The organism is Brevundimonas sp. NPDC090276, assembly GCF_044772165.1.
In the GTDB taxonomy this organism is placed as follows: Bacteria; Pseudomonadota; Alphaproteobacteria; order Caulobacterales; family Caulobacteraceae; genus Brevundimonas.
In genome coordinates this window covers 320124-332482 of record NZ_JBIVYK010000003.1, presented here as the reverse complement: position 1 = coordinate 332482, position 12359 = coordinate 320124, and the positions used below count along the sequence as shown (strand labels likewise).

The window sequence follows — 12359 nt, the reverse complement described above, 5'->3', positions numbered from 1 at the left end:
TGGGGCGCGGTTGCAAAGACGGCTCGCCAGGCGCCGCGGGGCGCACTATCTCTCGGCCATGACCAAGGTTCTGATTATCGGCGCGGGACACGCGGGGGGCTCGGCGGCGGCGCTGCTGAGACAGTATGGCTTTGAGGGCGAGATCGTCCTGGCGGGCGAGGAGGCGGCGGCGCCCTATCAGCGACCGCCCCTGTCCAAGGCCTGGCTCAAGGGGGAGGCGGGTCTGGAAGACCTGCTGCTGCGCCCTGAGAGCTTCTACGCCGAGCAGAATATCGACCTGCGCACCGGCGTCACCGCGACCGCTATCGACGCGGCGGCCAAGACCGTGACCTTCGCTGACGGCCTGGTCGAGCCCTACGACGTGCTGATCCTCGCCACCGGCTCGATGGCGCGAAAGCTGGCCATCCCCGGCGCCGACCGGCCCGACCTGCTGGAACTGCGCACGCTTGAAGACGCCGAGCGGCTGAAGGCCGCGCTCGCTCCCGGCAAGCGGCTGGCCGTGGTCGGCGGCGGCTATGTCGGGCTGGAGGCGGCGGCTTCGGCCCGCGCCCTCGGCGCCGAGGCGGTGGTGATCGAGCGCATGGATCGGGTGCTGGCCCGCGTGGCGTCGGAGACCCTGTCGACCTTCTTCACTGACTATCACCGGGCGCACGGCGTCGAGATCCTGACCGGGGTCGAGGTCTCGGGCTTCGAGGACGGCGGCGTGCGTCTGGCCGACGGCGGCTTGATCGAAGCTGACGCAATCCTCGTCGGCGTCGGCGCCCTGGCGCGCGAGGCCCTGGCCCGCACCGCCGGTCTTCCTTGCGAAAACGGCGTGGTGGTCGATGAGAACGCGCGCACCAGCGACCCGGCCATCTACGCCATCGGCGACGTGACCCATCGGCCTATCCCGGTTCACGGCGGGCGGATGCATCGGCTGGAGAGCGTGCCCAACGCCCTGGAGCAGGCCAAGCAGGCCGCCGCCGCCATCGTCGGCCGCGCCGCCCCGGCGCCCGAGGTGCCGTGGTTCTGGTCCGACCAGTATGATGTGAAACTTCAGATCGCGGGCCTGCCCTTCGACACCGATCGTCAGGTGGTGCGCGGCGATCCCACCAGCGGCGCCTTTTCCGTCTTCCACCTGAACAGCGACCGCATCGTCTGCGTCGAGGCGGTCAACGCCCCCGCCGACTTCATGGGCGGCCGTCTGCTGATCGGCAAGGGAGCGCCGGTGGATGCGGCCTTGTTGGCCGACCCCGCGACCTCGATCAAGGCGGTGGGCAAACCGGCCTAGGGGGCGATCCGATGACGATGGTGTGACATCCCTGCCGCAATTGCGATTTAGTCGCAGGAGTCAGATTGTCGCAGGCGGAAAAGGTGATATTGCGAGCCGGTCTCAATCTTAACTGACTGGCTGCTCCCCCATGTCCGACCGCTCCACCGCCCTCAAGGCGCTTCTGTTCGCTTCCAGCGCCGCCGGCATGCTGTGCGCTGCGCCGGCCATGGCCGCCGACGAAGCCCCGATCGCCACAGCGGACGTGACCCAGGACGCCACGACCCTGAGCGCCGTCGACGTGCACGGCCAGCGCGTCAAGCGCGAGCCGAAGGATCCGCAGTTCGTCGCCCCCCTGGTCGACACGCCGCGCTCGGTGACGGTGATCCCGCAGCAGATCATCGAACAGACCGCCGCCACCTCGCTGCAGGACATTCTGCGTACATCGCCAGGCATCACCTTCGGCGCCGGTGAAGGCGGCCAGCCCCTCGCTGACCGTCCCTTCATCCGCGGGCAGGCCTCGGGCAATAACGTCTTCGTCGACGGCATCCGCGACACCGGCGGCCAGCAGCGCGAAGTCTTCAACCTGGAGCAGGTCGAGGTCATCAAGGGCGCCGATTCCGTCTACTCGGGTCGCGGTTCGGGCGGCGGCAGCATCAACCTGGGCTCCAAGGCCCCGCGCCTGACGAACTTCGTCAACGGTTCGGCCGGCGTCGGCACGGACTCCTATGCGCGCGGCACGGTCGACGCCAACTGGCAGGTCAGCCCGACCGCCGCCATGCGCCTGAATGTCATGGCCTCGCAGGGCGACGTGGCCGGCCGCAACGGCGTCGATTTCGACAAGTGGGGCCTGGGCGCCGCCGTCGCCGTGGGCCTGGGCACGCCGACCACCATCACCGCCAGCTACTACCACCTCGACAGCAACCAGATGCCCGACTACGGCATCCCCCTGTTCAACAAGATCTACGCGCCCGCCAATCGCCCGACCGACAGCGGCATCCTCGACGTGCCCTATGACAGCTTCTACGGGCTCAAGGCGCGCGACTATCTGAACAACACGGTCGACAGCCTGACGCTGGAGGTCGAGCACCGCTTCAACGACAACCTGGCGATCAGCAACGTCACCCGCTACTCGCAGACGCTGAACGACTATGTCGTCACCAACCCCGGCGATGGCGGTCGTTTCGACTCGACGCCGCGTGGCGCGGCCCTGGTCAATGGCGTCTGGTGGATGAAGCGGGGCACCAAGTCGCGCTGGAACCCGGCCGAGACCCTGGCCAACGTCACTGACCTGCACGGCTCATTCCTGACCGGTTCGATCAAGCACGACTTCGACATCGGCCTGGAGGTCTCGCGCGAGAAGAACAAGAACGCCTCCTATGTGGTCACGACCCTGTCGGGTTCGGCCTGCCCGGCGCCCCTGACCGGCTTTGACTGCACCCCGGTCTACAACCCCAATCCGAACGACCCCTGGACCGGAACGATCACGCGCGGCGTGGTCAGCACCAGCGATTCCGACGCCCTCGGCGTCTACGCCTTCGACGCCATCCACCTGAACGAAAAACTGATCGTGAACCTGGGCCTGCGCTGGGACGACTATTCGGTCGACGGCGTGAATGCGTCGGGCACGGTCGCGGCGCCGGTCTATGTCGCGACCCGCGGCGACTGGGACTTCTTCAACTATCAGGTCGGTCTGGTTTACAAGCCGACGGCGAACAGCAGCATCTACGCCTCCTACTCGACCGCTTCGACGCCGCCGACCATTTCGGCCGGCGACCAGAACACGGGCACGACCAACGGCTCGGGCAATCTGGCCGTCCAGGTCCTGGACCCGGAGGATACCGAGAACTTCGAGATCGGCGCCAAGGCCAACCTGTTTGGCGATCGCCTGGCCGTCAGCGGCGCCCTGTTCCACCTGACGCGCAAGAACGCCGCCGTCCTGCAAAGCGACGGCGAGTACGAACAGCTCGGCGAGGTCAAGGTTCAGGGCCTGGAGCTGGGCGTGTCGGGCAACGTCACCAGCAAGTGGCAGGTCTTCGGCGGCTATACCTGGATGGATTCCGAACTGGTCAACGGCGCCTCGGGCAACGTCAACATCGGCGACGCCCTGGCCAATACGCCAGAGCACAGCGCCAGCCTGTTCACCACCTATCGCGTCATGCCGAAGCTGAGCCTGGGCGGCGGGGTCTATTACGTGTCGAAGTCGTTCGGCGGCAACCAGGGCGGCGCCGGCGGCGGCGCGAACCGCGTCTTCGCGCCGGAATACACCCGCGTGGACCTGTTCGCCTCCTATGAGATCAACGACCGTGCTTCGCTGCAGTTGAACGTTCAGAACGCGGGCGATGAGGAATACATCATCCGCACCAACGGCGTGCACCACGCCGACCCGGCTCCGGGTCGTTCGGCCATCCTGACGCTCAACCTGCGCTACTAAGCGACCGCGTTTCGCGCCATCATGTCGGCCCCGTCGTTCATCCGAGCGGCGGGGCTGATGCGTTTCCAGACGGTGAGAGAGCCATGCTGCTGCACATCCCCGACGTCTTCACCAAGGCCGAGGTCGCCGCCCTGCGCCGGACCCTGGACGCCGGCCCCTGGGCCGACGGCAACATGACCTCGGGCCACCAGTCAGCCACCGCCAAGAAGAACCAGCAACTGCCCGAGGACAGCGTGGCGGCGAAGGAGGTCTCGGCCCTGATCGTTCAGGCCCTGAACGCCAATCCCATGTTCGTTTCGGCGGCCCTGCCGCACACGATCTTTCCGCCCCTGTTCAACCGCTACGAAGGCGGCGGCGAGTTCGGCGTCCATGTCGACAACGCCATCCGCCAGCGCGGGGACCTGCGCATCCGCAGCGACCTCTCGGCCACCCTCTTCCTGTCCGAGCCCGAGGACTATGACGGCGGCGAACTGATCATCGAGGAGCTGTACGGCGCCCAGTCGGTCAAGCTACCCGCCGGCGACCTGGTTCTCTATCCGTCCAAGAGCCTGCACCGGGTCACGCCCGTGACGCGCGGCGCCCGCGTTTCCAGCTTCATGTGGCTGCAAAGCCTGGTCCGCGACGACGCCGACCGCGAAAGCCTGTTCCGTCTCGACGTGGCGACCCAGCGGGTGAACCTCGACAAGGGGCCTAAGGATCAGGCTGTCATCGAATTGACCGGCCTCTATCACAACCTGCTGCGGCGGTGGTCAGAGGTTTGACGCCTCAGTAAACGTCGCGCCGATACCGCCCGGTGTCGGTCAACCGCATCAGTCGCTCTTCGCCCAACGCCGCTTCAAGCGCCGCGTGGACGCCCTTGGACATGCCTTCCAGGCTGCCGCAGACATAGACATAGGCGCCGCGATCGACCCAGTCGGCCATGGGCCGGGCGTGCTCCGCCACCAACGACTGGACGTAGCGGTTCTCGCCGGCGTCGCGCGAGAAGGCGCGGTCCAGACGGGTCAGGGCGCCCGACGCCAGCCAAGCCTGCAGGTCGGCGTCATAGAGGGCGTCGTGGGCCTGCGTCCGCTCCCCGAACAGCAGCCAGGCGCCGCCGGTCTTCTCATGCCGCGCCCGCGCCTTCAGGTGGCTGCGCAGGCCGGCGATGCCGGTGCCGTTGCCGATCAGGATGATGGGGGCTTCCGGCGGCGGGGCGTGGAAGCTGCGGTTGGCGCGCACCCGCATGGCCACTTCATCGCCGATCTGCGCGTCTTGCGTCAGCCAGCCCGAAGCCAGACCCGGCATCCCGTCCGGGCGCGTCATCAGGCGGATGCAGAACTCCACCCGCCCGTCCGAGGGCAGGGAGGCGACCGAATATTCACGGCTGGCCGGCTGCTCGCCGTCGCGCACCGGCAGGCCCACCTCGGCGATGTCGCCGGCGGCCCAATCGGGCGCGTGGTCGATCGGTGCAAAGGCCAGATGATACGCCTCGCCCCCGGGGCTGCCCGCGTTCAGCAGGGACCGCTCGACCAGTCGCCAGCGGTCATAGGCGGGCGGGGTCCAGTCGGGGGCGGCGGTCGAGCCGGTGAGCTGGTTCAACTGGTGCTGCCAGTGGCGGATCGCGCCCGCGTCGCCGTTGTCCACCTCGACCCGGTCGAACAGGGTCTGGACGCCGCAGCGCTCCAGCCAGTCGCCAACCGCGTGGCCGAAACTGCAGTAGGCGTCATAGGAGCGGTCGCCCAGGGCCAGCAGGCCATAGGACAGGTGCGACAGGTCCACGTTCGCCGCCATCACTTGCCGCACGAAGCGGGCGGCGCTGTCGGGCGCGTCGCCCTCGCCGGTGGTCGAGGCGATGACCAGCAGGCGTCGCGCGCCCTTCAGCGTTTCCAGATCCAGGTCGGCGAATGACAGGGGGCGTGCGCCCACGCCGCCGTCGCCCAGCGCCCGGGCCGTCATCCAGGCCAGTTCCTCGCCAAAGCCGGTCTGGCTGGCGAAGGCGATCAGCACGGCGTCGTCGCCCGCCGCTTCCGCCAGCGCCCGCGCCTGCTCGGTGGCCTTCTTCGCGGCGGCGCGCACGCGCCACACGGTCAGGCCGATCAGGCCCAGCCACAGGATCAAAGCGACGCCGGCCCACAGCCAGCGGGTCAGGTCGGCGGTCACGATCAGGCTTCTTCTTCGTCCATCATGGCAGCGAAGGCGGACGTCATGCGCTCGATCAGGCCGCGCGGGGTGCGCTCGACGAAGTGGGCCGCGATCTGCATGGCTTCGGCGAACTCCGGCCCGTCATAGGGGCCGAGCACGGTCAGGGCCGTGGCCCACGTATCGGCGCGCATGGCCGAGGCGTCAAACACCGTCACCTGCGCCAGGCCATTGTCCACCGGCCGTCCGGTCGAGCCGTCGATGGTGTGCGGATAGAGGCGTTCTTCATGCACGAAGGCCCGGCGCCAATCGCCAGATGTGGCCACCGCCATGTCGAACAGGGCCGCCACCGTATGCGGCGCGGGCGAACCCGGCACGGTCTCGATCTCGACCCACCAGGGCTGGGCGTCCGGCTTGACCCCGCGCCCCAGAAGTTCGCCCCCGATCTCGACCAGATGCGAGGTCGCGCCCATCGCGGTCAGCCGTGCCGAGACCCGATCCACGGCGTGTCCCTTGGCGATGCCCGAGAAATCCAGCTTCATGCCACCGGCCTGCACCGCCGCCTGCGCGTCGCGGTTCAGCCTCAGCTTCTGCCAACCGGACACGGCCAGCGCCGTCTCGATCTCTTCTGCGGCGGGCAGGGGATTGAGCGGATCGCGCGGTCCTGGCGGGCCGAAACCCCACAGATCGACCAGGGCGCCCAGGGTCGGATCGACCGCGCCGTTGACGTCGTCGGCCAGATCCAGCGAGGCGTTCAGCAGGCTCCAGAAGTCGTCCGACAGCTTCCACGTCCCGGCGGGGGCGTTGTTGAAGCGGCTGATCTCGCTGCTGGGCGTCCACGGGCTGAACAAGGCGATGATGCGCGCCAGCTCTTCCTCGATGGCCGCCTGTAAGGCGTCCTGCGTCGTCCACATCGGCGGGACCAGACGCACCGACCAGGTGGTGCCCATGCTTTCCCCCGCCAGCGACCAGATCAGGTCGCTGGGCGGCCGCTCCGGCGCGCGGGTGGTCGGCGGGATCAGGACGCGCGTGTCCTGGCGGCCGTCAACCGCCGCTCCGATCCGGAGCGGCGGCGGGGTCGAGCTGGAGCGTTTCGAGGTCAGGGCAGGACTTCCAGCGCGCCGTTCCACGAGGCGTTCGAGCCGGGCTGGCCGTTCACGCCCGCCGTGCGCACCGAGGCGCCCAGCCAGTAGAGACCGGCCTGCGGCCAGGTCACGGTGAAGGCGCCGTCAGCGCCCGTCTTGACCGTGATCTCTTCCGGGTTGTCGCGATAGCGGGTGCCGCCGCGCGCGATGGTCACGTCCACGCCGGCGGCGGGCTGGCCGTCCTTCAGCAGCTTGAAGGTCGCGGCCTCGCCGGCGGCCAGATCGTTGGGGTGAGTGACCGGGGCCAGTTCCAGACCCTTGCCGACGACGGCCAGATCGGTCGGCTCGCCGAGCGTCACGAAGGTCTCGGTGCGGCTGTCGGTGCGGGTCGCCTCGACCTCGGTGGCGTCGGCGGGCAGGGCGCCGGGGAACTCGGCTTCCGTGCCGCGCCAGCGCTTCTGCTCGCCGCCCTGCTTGTAGCTGGCCATGAAGCCCGAACCGACATTGGCGACGCGATAGGTGCCGGGCTGGGCCAGGTGCAGGTCGAAGCTGGAGCGATACTTGGCCTGCATGACGTTCTCGGCCTGGGCGGTCGAGCCGTCCGGGGCGGTGATGGTCAGGCCGGCCAGACGCATGGCGGCGTGGTCGGGGATGAAGACCCCGTTCGACATGCCGGCGTCGAAGCCGACCCAGGCGTCGTTGCCCGACAGCACGGTCGAGGTCGGGGCCAGCCAGGCGCGGTGCGCCTGGGCCGAGAGCGGGGCGGCCAGAACGGCGGCCAGAGACAGGAAGGCGAGCGTCTTTTTCATGATCACAGGTCCTTAGCGGGTCACGGCGACGCGAACGGCGCCCAGTTCGGTGGAGCCGGTTCCGGCGGCGGTGTTGGCGCCGCCCCAGCGGAAGGGCACGCGGACGACCTCGCGGCCGCCCAGTTCACGGGCCGCCTCGACGACGATGTTGTACTGGCCGGCGGGCAGGTTGCGCAGGCGGGCGCCCGGCACGGTCACGGCGTGACGGCCCGGGGCCTTGGACGGACCGGACACGCCGTCGGCGGGCATGGTCATCGACCGGCCGCCCTTGCGCCACCAGGTGCGCAGGTCCTTCAGCCAGTCCTTGCCGTCACCCTCGTTGTTGCGGGTTTGCTGGTACCAGACGGCCAGGGTCTGCGCCGTCGACTGATCCGGCTTCTCGATCCACACGGCCACATAGGGCCGGTGATAGGAGGCGCTGGCGATGCGCGGCAGCTCGACGTTGACGGTCAGGTCGGCGGCGCTGGCGACGGCCGGGGCGGCGGCGAGGCCGGCGGCGGTCAGGACGAGAGGAAGCTTACGCATTGGGGAGGCTCGCCAGTTGAAGAGTTAATGGATGAACAGGAGGGCGATGACGACAGGAATGAGCAGACCCAGGGCTACGATGGGCCAGGTCGAGGGACGGCCGCGGGCGTGCAGCCACAGCAGGGCCAGGCCGGTGACGGAGAAGATCACGCAGGCCACGGCGAAGACATCGATGAACCAGTACCAGACCACTCCGGCGTTCCGACCCTTGTGCAGGTCGTTGAGGTAGGCGACCCAGCCGCGCGTGGTCTTCTCGTGCACGGCCTCGCCCGTTGAACGGTCGATGGTCAGCCATCCGTCGCCGCCGGGCGTGGCCAGGGCGACATAGATCTCGTCCGCCGTGGTCTCGGTGGGCTTGCCGTCCACCTGCACCTTGAAGGCGTCTGCGGCCCAGCGCGCCACGGGGGCGGGCACAGCGTCGGTGGTTTCCTCGGGGAAGTCGGCCAGACGCGCCAGCAGGGGGGCGGGCAGGGTGGCGGTCGCTTCCTTCGTCACCGGCTCGGCCGGGATCTGGGCCGCGTGGTTCAGGGTGATGCCGGTCGCCGCGAACAGGATCATGCCAACCAGGCTGACAGCCGCCGAGATCCAGTGCCAGCTGTGCAATTGCTTCAGCCAGAACGACCGCTTGGCGTTCAGCGCCGCCTTCGGTTTCACGGCGGTCTTGGCGGGATTTGCAGCGGCTTGGTTCACAAAATGGCTGTGCCATACTCTGCGAACGATTTGCAATACCGTTTAGGCGTCGGAATTGTCGCGGGGCGGATCGTCGTTCAGCAAGTCAGCCGTACTCCGGCGCTGACCAGGCGCGCCGACCATAGCCCGCGACGCCTGTTCCCGCCCCGAAAAGGCCGCCTCGCCCGCAGCAGGCAACAGGCGTGCGACGGTGACGATCACCTCGTCGAGGGGGGCGACGGAAGGGGCGGGGGGGCTGGAGCATCAAGCGGAACCATAGCCCAGCCCAGGCCCGGTTGCGCCTCCTTAAGCCGCCTTCGCCACCGCGTGTCGCGACAGGGCCAGGCGGATGGCGTTCAGCAGGGCGTCGGGCTGGATCGGCTTCTGCGCCACGCCATCCATGCCCGCCGCCAGATACTCGGCCTCGTCGCGCGGGTCGGCGTTGGCGGTCAGGGCCAGGATGGGGACCGCGCCAGCCACGCCGGGTAGGGCGCGGATCGCCCGCGTCGCCGCCACCCCGTCCATCACCGGCATCTTCACGTCCATCAGGATCAGGTCGAACGGCGCGATGGTCGCCCGCTCCACCGCCTGTCGCCCGTCCTCGGCGGTTTCATGGGTGCAGCCGAACAGTTCCAGCACCTTGCCGGCGACGAAGCGGTTGGCGGCGTTGTCGTCCACCACCAGGACGTGGAGGGTTTCGTGCGCGGTCGGGGCGACGGCCCGCTCCTCATTCCGGCGGGCGTCGGCCTCGGCCAGCGGCAGGTGCAGATCGAAACGGAAGCGCGCCCCGCCGGCGGGCGAGCGCTCCAGCGTCAGCCGCCCCTCCATTCGCTCGACGATCTGGCGGCAGATGGCCAGACCCAATCCCGCCCCCGCGCCCTGGCGCCCCGCCTCGCCAGTATTGAAGGGCTCGAAGATGGCGACCGCCGCCTCGTCGCTGACGCCCGGCCCGCTGTCGTCGACAATGGCGTCCAGCCTCACCCGGCCGTCGTCCAGCCGAGTGGTCAGGCTGACCTCGACGGCGCCGGCTTGCGTGAACTTCAGCGCATTGCCGATCAGGTTGTTGAGCAATTGCTTCAGCCGCATCTCGTCGCCGACCACCCAGCGCGCGGCGGCCGTGTCCGTCGCGACGCTCAGCCGCAGGTTCTTCTCTTCCGCGCGCGGTCGCCACAGGGCCGACAGGTCGGCGGCCACGGCGTCGAGGTCCAGCGGCGCCGGCTCCAGAGTCAGGATGCCCGCCTCGGCCCGCGACATGTCCAGCGCGTCGGTCAGCAGCCGCAGCAGGCTGTTGCCCGAGTCCAGAATGGTGCGGACATAGGGGCGCAGCGAGGCCTGCGTCAGCTCGCGCTCCATCAGGGCGGCCACCCCCAGAACCCCGTTCAGCGGCGTGCGGATCTCGTGGCTCATCACCGCCAGGAACTCTGACTTGGCGCGGCTGGAGGCGCGGGCCTCGGCTTCGGCGCGGACCAGGTTCTGGGCCAGCTGGCTCATGGCCTCGGCGCGGCGCTTGTGGATGGCCACCCCCGCCTGCAGCACGTGCAGCCCCGCTCCGACCCCGACATAGCGTCCGCGCGAAACGACGATGAAGCCCTTCAGCAGGGCGCCCAGCCCCGCCGCGTCCATCGACTGGAACAGAACGTCGGCAGAGGCGTCGGCCTCGACCATCAGCGGTTCGGGTTCCATCAGGGCCGAGACGGGGCGCCGGGCATAGAGGGCGCGGCCGAACTCGGCTGCCATCTTCAGGGTGAAGGCGTTGCGCTCGATCAGGCCGACAGGGCGGCCGTCAGCGTCGACCACGGCGATGACCAGGGTGTCGGGCTCGGCCTGAAACCGGTCGAAGGCCTCGGCGCCGGGCGCGTCGGGCGCCATGGGCGGCGCCGCCTCGACGAAGTCTCCGATCCTGGCCATCTGGTCGCCCCTCCCGCGTTTTGCGAGAGCGCAGTTAGGCGGGCGGCGCTTAACAGCCGATTTGCCGAAAGTGAATGTTTTACAAGAACAATTTGACGTTTGCTCCGAGCGCGGAGCTTAAAGTCGGGCCAGAAGCTCCGCCGCGAAACTCGACAGGCTGTCGTCGCGCGCCCCCATGACCACGACGCGGTCGCCGGGTTGGGCGATCGCCACGATGCGGTCGCCGCAGTCGGCGCGGGTAGGCAGGGCCTCGGCCTGACGCCCTTCGGCGCGCACGCCCGCCGCTATGTCCTCGGACCCCACGCTGCGGTCGGTGGTGCCGCCGTAATAGACCGGCTCGGGCATCAGCAGGACGTCGTGCTCGCGCATCAGCCCGGCGAAGCCCTCGATGAACTCCCGCTTCATCAGCTTTAGCGGGCCGAAGCCGTGCGGCTGGAACAGGATCAGCAGCCGCCCGTCGAAGGCGTGCAGGGTCTTCAGGGTGGCGGCGATCTTGTCCGGGTTGTGGGCGAAGTCGTCGATGACGGTGATGTTGTTTTGCGTGCCGACCACCTCGAGGCGCCGCCGGATGCCGGCGAAGCTTTCCAACGCCGTGACCGCCTCATCGACCGACACGCCCAGCGCCTTGACCGCGCCCAGCGCCGCCAGGGCGTTGGCGACATTGTGCGCACCGGGCACGTTCAGCACGACCGCGCGCGGGACCTCGCCGCGCACCCGCAACTCGAAGCTCATGCCGGTGGGCAGGGGCGCCAGATCATGCGCCGACAGGTCCGCCTCTTCCTCGCCGAGCGCGAAGGTGACGGCCTTGCCGGTCGGCAGCGTCTGCGCCAGCGCCGCCGTCTCGGGATTGTCGAGGTTCAGCACCGCCGTCGTCGCCCGGCCGACGAAGCCGCCGAACAGGTCGCGCAACTCCTCCATCGACTTGTGGTCCAGCGAGATGTTGGAGACGACCGCCACCGTCGGATTGTAGCGGGCGATGGAGCCGTCGCTCTCGTCCACCTCGGCCACGAACAGGTCCGCCCCGCCCACCAGGGCGCTGGCGAAAGGATGGTCGGCGTCGGCGAAATTCTTCATCACCGCGCCGTTGACCACGGTCGGCTTGCGCCCCGCCTGATCCAGGATCCAGGCCACCATGCCGGTGATGGTCGACTTGCCGCTGGTCCCGGCCACGCCGATCGAGGTGGGGGCGGCGTTGAACAGTTCGCTCAGCAGCTGGGGCCGGGTCTTGATGGTCGCACCGACGCGCCTGGCCGCGCCGATGTCGGGCACCGTGTCCTCGACCGCGCCGGTGGCGACGACGATCTGGTCGGCGCTGGTCACGCCCGACCCGTCCTGCGGAAACAAGGTCACGCCGTGAGCGCGCAGCCAGTCGAACTTGTCCGGCGTGCGCCCCTGATCCAGGGCCCGGTCCGAGCCGGCGATGCGGTTCCCTTGCGCCTGAACGATCATGGCCAAGGGCAGCATGCCGGACCCGCCGACGCCGCAGAAGAAATAGTCTTTGTTCATCGGCTTGATTTTGACGCGCGAAACCGGGGAATGTCCGGCGGCCTGACTAGCACGGG

The 12359-nt window shown here is 69.0% G+C and carries 10 protein-coding genes; 3 read left to right on the top strand and 7 right to left on the bottom strand.

Translation table 11 applies throughout. From position 1 onward, the window contains the following. The first annotated feature begins 58 nt into the window (after positions 1–58). The 3 genes from ACIQTU_RS13440 to ACIQTU_RS13430 all read left to right on the top strand — a co-directional run bounded on the left by ACIQTU_RS13440 (position 59) and on the right by ACIQTU_RS13430 (position 4444). Positions 59–1270 carry an NAD(P)/FAD-dependent oxidoreductase gene (locus ACIQTU_RS13440; RefSeq protein ID WP_400547994.1) on the top strand — a complete coding sequence of 404 codons (1212 nt, stop codon included), beginning with the start codon at positions 59–61 and terminating at the stop codon, positions 1268–1270. A 130-nt stretch (positions 1271–1400) separates the two neighbouring features. Continuing rightward, a complete protein-coding gene (locus ACIQTU_RS13435; protein ID WP_400547991.1) occupies positions 1401–3683 on the top strand; it encodes a TonB-dependent receptor in 2283 nt (760 codons plus the stop codon). Positions 3684–3766: 83 nt separating this feature from the next. Next, on the top strand, positions 3767–4444 hold the full coding sequence (locus ACIQTU_RS13430) for a Fe2+-dependent dioxygenase (protein ID WP_400547988.1): 678 nt from the start codon (positions 3767–3769) through the stop codon (positions 4442–4444). A gap of 4 nt (positions 4445–4448) precedes the next feature. Here the strand turns inward: ACIQTU_RS13430 and ACIQTU_RS13425 are convergent, their stop codons facing one another. The 7 genes from ACIQTU_RS13425 to murC all read right to left on the bottom strand — a co-directional run bounded on the left by ACIQTU_RS13425 (position 4449) and on the right by murC (position 12303). Continuing rightward, positions 4449–5822: a sulfite reductase subunit alpha gene (locus tag ACIQTU_RS13425; RefSeq protein ID WP_400547985.1), complete on the bottom strand. Its 1374-nt coding sequence runs from the start codon at positions 5820–5822 to the stop codon at positions 4449–4451. Positions 5823–5824: 2 nt separating this feature from the next. Next, complete coding sequence (locus ACIQTU_RS13420) at positions 5825–6931, bottom strand: FAD:protein FMN transferase (RefSeq protein ID WP_400547982.1); 1107 nt, start codon at positions 6929–6931, stop codon at positions 5825–5827. Beyond that, complete coding sequence (locus ACIQTU_RS13415) at positions 6901–7695, bottom strand: DUF4198 domain-containing protein (RefSeq protein ID WP_400547979.1); 795 nt, start codon at positions 7693–7695, stop codon at positions 6901–6903. The genes ACIQTU_RS13420 and ACIQTU_RS13415 overlap by 31 nt, the downstream gene beginning before the upstream one ends. Positions 7696–7707: 12 nt before the next feature. Next, on the bottom strand, positions 7708–8220 hold the full coding sequence (locus ACIQTU_RS13410) for a DUF2271 domain-containing protein (protein WP_400547976.1): 513 nt from the start codon (positions 8218–8220) through the stop codon (positions 7708–7710). Positions 8221–8244: 24 nt separating this feature from the next. Next, on the bottom strand, positions 8245–8910 hold the full coding sequence (locus ACIQTU_RS13405; RefSeq protein ID WP_400547973.1) for a PepSY-associated TM helix domain-containing protein: 666 nt from the start codon (positions 8908–8910) through the stop codon (positions 8245–8247). 285 nt (positions 8911–9195) lie between these two features. Further along, positions 9196–10797, bottom strand: coding sequence for an ATP-binding protein (locus ACIQTU_RS13400; RefSeq protein ID WP_400547971.1), 1602 nt, complete (start codon positions 10795–10797; stop codon positions 9196–9198). Between the two features lie 117 nt (positions 10798–10914). Then, positions 10915–12303, bottom strand: coding sequence for a UDP-N-acetylmuramate--L-alanine ligase (gene murC, locus ACIQTU_RS13395; RefSeq protein ID WP_400547968.1), 1389 nt, complete (start codon positions 12301–12303; stop codon positions 10915–10917). Positions 12304–12359: the final 56 nt, after the last annotated feature.

Coding starts and splice junctions, on each gene's coding strand:
- murC (WP_400547968.1), bottom strand. CDS start 12,303: ATGAACAAAGACTATTTCTTCTGCGGCGTCGGCGGGTCCGGCATGCTG.
- ACIQTU_RS13415 (WP_400547979.1), bottom strand. CDS start 7,695: ATGAAAAAGACGCTCGCCTTCCTGTCTCTGGCCGCCGTTCTGGCCGCC.
- ACIQTU_RS13410 (WP_400547976.1), bottom strand. CDS start 8,220: ATGCGTAAGCTTCCTCTCGTCCTGACCGCCGCCGGCCTCGCCGCCGCC.
- ACIQTU_RS13430 (WP_400547988.1), top strand. CDS start 3,767: ATGCTGCTGCACATCCCCGACGTCTTCACCAAGGCCGAGGTCGCCGCC.
- ACIQTU_RS13440 (WP_400547994.1), top strand. CDS start 59: ATGACCAAGGTTCTGATTATCGGCGCGGGACACGCGGGGGGCTCGGCG.
- ACIQTU_RS13400 (WP_400547971.1), bottom strand. CDS start 10,797: ATGGCCAGGATCGGAGACTTCGTCGAGGCGGCGCCGCCCATGGCGCCC.
- ACIQTU_RS13435 (WP_400547991.1), top strand. CDS start 1,401: ATGTCCGACCGCTCCACCGCCCTCAAGGCGCTTCTGTTCGCTTCCAGC.